Source organism: Stenotrophomonas sp. STEN033 (assembly GCF_056856655.1).
The window spans coordinates 1-4616 of record NZ_JBXFWM010000115.1; the positions used below are offsets into that span (position 1 = coordinate 1).

Annotated in this window: 4 protein-coding genes; 2 read left to right on the plus strand and 2 right to left on the minus strand. The window is 63.4% G+C overall.

The annotated features are described in order from the left end of the window. Positions 1-258 precede the first annotated feature (258 nt). Positions 259-735, minus strand: coding sequence for a DUF2127 domain-containing protein (locus AC1VXC_RS20850; RefSeq protein WP_481539968.1), 477 nt, complete (start codon positions 733-735; stop codon positions 259-261). Between the two features lie 5 nt (positions 736-740). Continuing rightward, a complete protein-coding gene (gene typA / locus AC1VXC_RS20855) occupies positions 741-2588 on the minus strand; it encodes a translational GTPase TypA (RefSeq protein WP_481528919.1) in 1848 nt (615 codons plus the stop codon). Positions 2589-2800: 212 nt separating this feature from the next. On the opposite strand from typA, the gene AC1VXC_RS20860 reads away from it, so the two are divergent. Beyond that, entirely contained in the window at positions 2801-3295 is a 495-nt protein-coding gene (locus AC1VXC_RS20860) for a peptidylprolyl isomerase (protein WP_313401550.1), read from the plus strand. Between the two features lie 112 nt (positions 3296-3407). Beyond that, on the plus strand, positions 3408-4391 hold the full coding sequence (locus AC1VXC_RS20865; RefSeq protein ID WP_481528918.1) for a malate dehydrogenase: 984 nt from the start codon (positions 3408-3410) through the stop codon (positions 4389-4391). Positions 4392-4616: the final 225 nt, after the last annotated feature.

Here is a 4616-nt window from a genome sequence, read left to right on the forward strand (position 1 = left end):
AGATGTGTATTAGAGACAGGCCATGCTCGGCAAGGGGCATTACCGGAATTGCCAAATGCCGAGCATGGCTCGGCACTACAGGTGAAGCATTTGGGATTTCTGGGTAGGCCCATGCCGAGCATGGCTCGGCACTACAGGTGAAGCATTTGGGATTTCTGGGCAGGCCCCTGCCGAGCATGGCTCGGCACTACAGGTGAAGCGTTTGGGATTGCCGGGCAGGCCCCATGCCGAGCATGGCTCGGCACTACAGGTGAAGCGTTAGCGCTTGCGGTGGCGCTTGCCCAGGTCGCGGGCCAGAACCCAGACGACCAGCAGGTTGACCGCCAGCAGCAGCCAGGAGGCCCCGCCGGGGTGTTTGACGATGGCGTAGAAGTCCAGCGGCAGGTAGAGCGCGGCGGAAATACAGCCCAGCCAGGACGCCCAGGCCTTGGCGCGCCACAGGCCCCAGGCCTCGAGCGCGCGCAGCAACCCGTAGCCGACCAGCACGGCTGCACCCAGGTGCACGGTATCGGGAGTGATCATGCCCAGCAGCGAGGAGAACGCGCCGTTCTCGGGGTCACCGCCGACGCGGTGGATCAGGGCATTGATGATGTTGCGGAGCGGGGCAGGCCCGGAGAACTCCAGGCCGGCCGCAGCGAGAAAGGCCAGGACGGCCTTTCCCGCTTCCAGCAGCGCGATGGCTGCCAGTCCCGGATGCGCGTGCGGATCCGGGTTGTAGGGCGTGTTGCCGGTCAAGACAATCAGCCGCCGCGCGACGCCTTCTTGCGGTCGCTTTCGGTCAGGAACTTCTTGCGCAGACGGATTTCCTTCGGGGTGATTTCCACCAGCTCGTCGTCGTCGATGAAGTCCAGGGCCTGTTCCAGCGAGAACTTGATGGCCGGGGTCAGCTGGATCGCGTCGTCCTTGCCCGAAGCGCGCATGTTGGTCAGCGGCTTGGTCTTGATGGCGTTGACGGTCAGATCGTTGTCCTTGGAGTGGATACCGATCAGCTGGCCTTCGTACACGTTGTCGCCTTCAGCAGCGAACAGCTTGCCGCGCTCCTGCAGCGGGCCCAGCGAGTAGGCCGGGGTGGCGCCCGGAGCATTGGCGATCATCACGCCGTTCAGGCGCTTGGCGATGGCACCCTGTTCCTTCGGGCCGTAATGGTCGAACACGTGGAACAGCAGGCCAGAACCCTGGGTCAGGGTCTTGAACTCGTTCTGGAAGCCGATCAGGCCACGCGCCGGGATCTTGAAGTCCAGGCGCACGCGGCCCTTGCCGTCCGATTCCATGTTCTCCAGCAGGGCCTTGCGGGTGCCCAGCTTTTCCATCACGCCGCCCTGGTGCTGCTCTTCGATGTCGACCACCAGCTGTTCGATCGGCTCCATCATCTGGCCGTCGATTTCCTTGATGATCACTTCCGGGCGCGACACGGCCAGCTCGTAGCCTTCACGACGCATGGTTTCGATCAGCACCGACAGGTGCAGCTCGCCACGGCCGGAGACCAGGAACTTGTCGGCGTCTTCCAGCTGCTCGACCTTCAGTGCCACGTTGTGCACGGTCTCGCGCTCCAGGCGCTCCTTCAGCTGGCGGCTGGTCAGGAACTTGCCGCCCGACAGGTCCTTGTTGCCGGCGAACGGCGAGTTGTTGACCTGGAAGGTCATCGAGATGGTCGGCTCGTCGACGGTCAACGGCGGCAGCGCTTCCGGGGTGTCCAGCGCGCAGACGGTGTCGGAGATGGTCAGCTCCTGGATGCCGGAGATGGCGATGATGTCGCCAGCCTGTGCTTCCTCGACTTCGATGCGCTCCAGGCCCATGAAGCCCAGCACCTGCAGGACCTTGCCCTGGCGCTTCTTGCCTTCACGGTCGATCACGGCCACGGCCTGGTTCTTCTTGACCTTGCCGCGCTGGATGCGGCCGATGCCGATCACGCCGACGAAGTTGTTGTAGTCCAGCTGGCTGATGCGCATCTGGAACGGGCCGTCGGCCTCGACTTCCGGCACCGGCACGTACTTCATGATCGCTTCGTACAGCGGGGTCATGTCGCCGTCGCGGACGGTGTCTTCCAGGCCGGCGTAGCCGTTCAGGCCCGAGGCGTAGACGATCGGGAAGTCGAGCTGCTCATTGGTGGCGCCGAGCTTGTCGAACAGGTCGAACACCTGGTCGATGACCCATTCCGGACGGGCGCCCGGGCGGTCGACCTTGTTGACCACGACGATCGGCTTGAAGCCCATCGCGAAGGCCTTCTGGGTGACGAAGCGGGTCTGCGGCATGGGGCCGTCCATCGCGTCAACCAGGATCAGCACCGAGTCGACCATCGACAGCACGCGCTCCACTTCGCCGCCGAAGTCGGCGTGCCCGGGGGTGTCGACGATGTTGATCCGGTTTTTGGTACCGGTCTTCTTGTCTTCCCAGGTAATGGCCGTGTTCTTGGCCAGGATGGTGATGCCGCGTTCCTTTTCCTGGTCGTTGCTGTCCATCACGCGCTCGGCAAGTACCGTGCGCTCGGACAGGGTGCCGGACTGCTTGAGCAGCTGGTCGACGAGGGTGGTCTTGCCATGGTCGACGTGGGCGACGATGGCGATGTTGCGAAGATTTTCGATGGACATGCGAAAGACGGCCAGCCGGTGCCGTGAAATGGGGAAAATGAGTCCAGCATTATAGCGCTATGTCGCCGTTGTGCGAAAACTACCGTTCAGACTCGTCTGATAGCCCATTCAGGCTTCTTCCAGGCAAGCTACCCGCAAGGTGCAGCAGCGTGGGCGAGGCCGGGTGTAAACTAGCGGGCTATTGAGAGTCGTCTTCTTTACAAAGGATTTCCATGTCCCTGATCGCCAACTTCGACACCTCCCGCGGCCTGATCAAGGTCGAGCTGTTCGCCGACAAGGCGCCGCTGACCGTGGCCAACTTCGTCAACCTGGTCAAGCATGGCTTCTATGACGGCCTGGCCTTCCACCGCGTGATTGCCGACTTCATGATCCAGGGCGGTTGCCCGGAAGGCTCCGGCCGCGGCGGCCCGGGCTACCGTTTTGAAGATGAGACCAAGAACGGTGTGCGCCACGAGCGCGGCGTGCTGTCCATGGCCAATGCCGGCCCGAACACCAATGGCAGCCAGTTCTTCATCACCCACATCAAGACCGACTGGCTGGACGGCAAGCACACCGTGTTCGGCAAGGTGCTTGAAGGCCTGGACGTGGTTGACGCCATCAAGCAGGGCGACGCCATCAACAAGATCACCCTGGAAGGCGATACCGACGCCGTGCTGGCCGCCAAGGCCGACCGCGTCGCCGAGTGGAACAAGATCCTCGCCGCCTGATTGACCCCGACGGCCACCTGAACAGGTGGCCGTTTCTGATTGCAGCCGGGTCGACGCGCCCGCGTCCGCCCGGCCTTACCCCCACAACCGCTTCTTAGCAGAGGAAACCCCCATGAAAGCACCCGTTCGTGTTGCCGTAACCGGCGCTGCCGGCAATATCGGTTATGCACTGCTGTTCCGCATCGCCTCCGGCGAAATGCTGGGCAAGGACCAGCCGGTCATCCTGCAGCTGCTCGAAATCGACAATGAGAAGGCCCAGGCCGCCCTGCAGGGCGTGGTCATGGAACTGGAAGACTGTGCATTCCCGCTGCTGGCCGGCGTGGTGACCACGGCTGACCCGCTGGTGGCCTTCAAGGACGTCGACGTGGCCCTGCTGGTTGGCGCCCGTCCGCGCGGCCCGGGCATGGAGCGCAAGGACCTGCTGCTGGAAAACGCCAAGATCTTCACCGTGCAGGGCAAGGCCCTGAACGCCGTCGCCAAGCGTGACGTGAAGGTGCTGGTGGTCGGCAACCCGGCCAACACCAACGCCTACATCGCGATGAAGTCGGCGCCGGACCTGAATCCGCGCAACTTCACCGCCATGCTGCGCCTGGACCACAACCGCGCCCTGAGCCAGCTGGCTGCCAAGACCGGCAAGACCGTGGACAGCTTCGAGCACTTCACCGTGTGGGGCAACCACAGCCCGACCATGTATCCGGACTACCGCTTCGCCACCACCGGCGGCGCCAAGGTTGCCGAGCTGATCAACGATCAGGAATGGAACGCCAACACCTTCATCCCGACCGTCGGCAAGCGTGGCGCGGCCATCATCGCCGCCCGTGGCCTGTCCTCGGCCGCGTCGGCTGCCAATGCCGCCATCGACCACGTGCATGACTGGGTGCTGGGCAGCAACGGCAAGTGGGTGACCATGGGCGTGCCGTCCGACGGCTCCTACGGCATTCCGGAAGGCGTGGTGTTCGGTTTCCCGGTAACCACCGAGAACGGCGAGTACACCATCGTCAAGGATCTGCCGATCGACGACTTCTCCAAGAAGTACATCGACATCACCCTGGGCGAGCTGGAAGAAGAGCGCGCTGGCGTGGCCGACCTGCTGTAACAGCGGTCGGTTGATGTGGTGGATGAAACGGGGAAGCTTCGGCTTCCCCGTTTTTGTTCTGCTGTTGTAGTGCCGAGCCATGCTCGGCAGGAGGCTTCACTAGTAGAGCCTCTGCCGAGCATGGCTCGGCACTACGCTCCCTCCCTTTCGCGGAGCGAAGGGGAGGGCTGGGGAGGGGTAAGGGTTTTGCCGGATTGACGGGCTTTCGGTAAGGCCTCTGCCGAG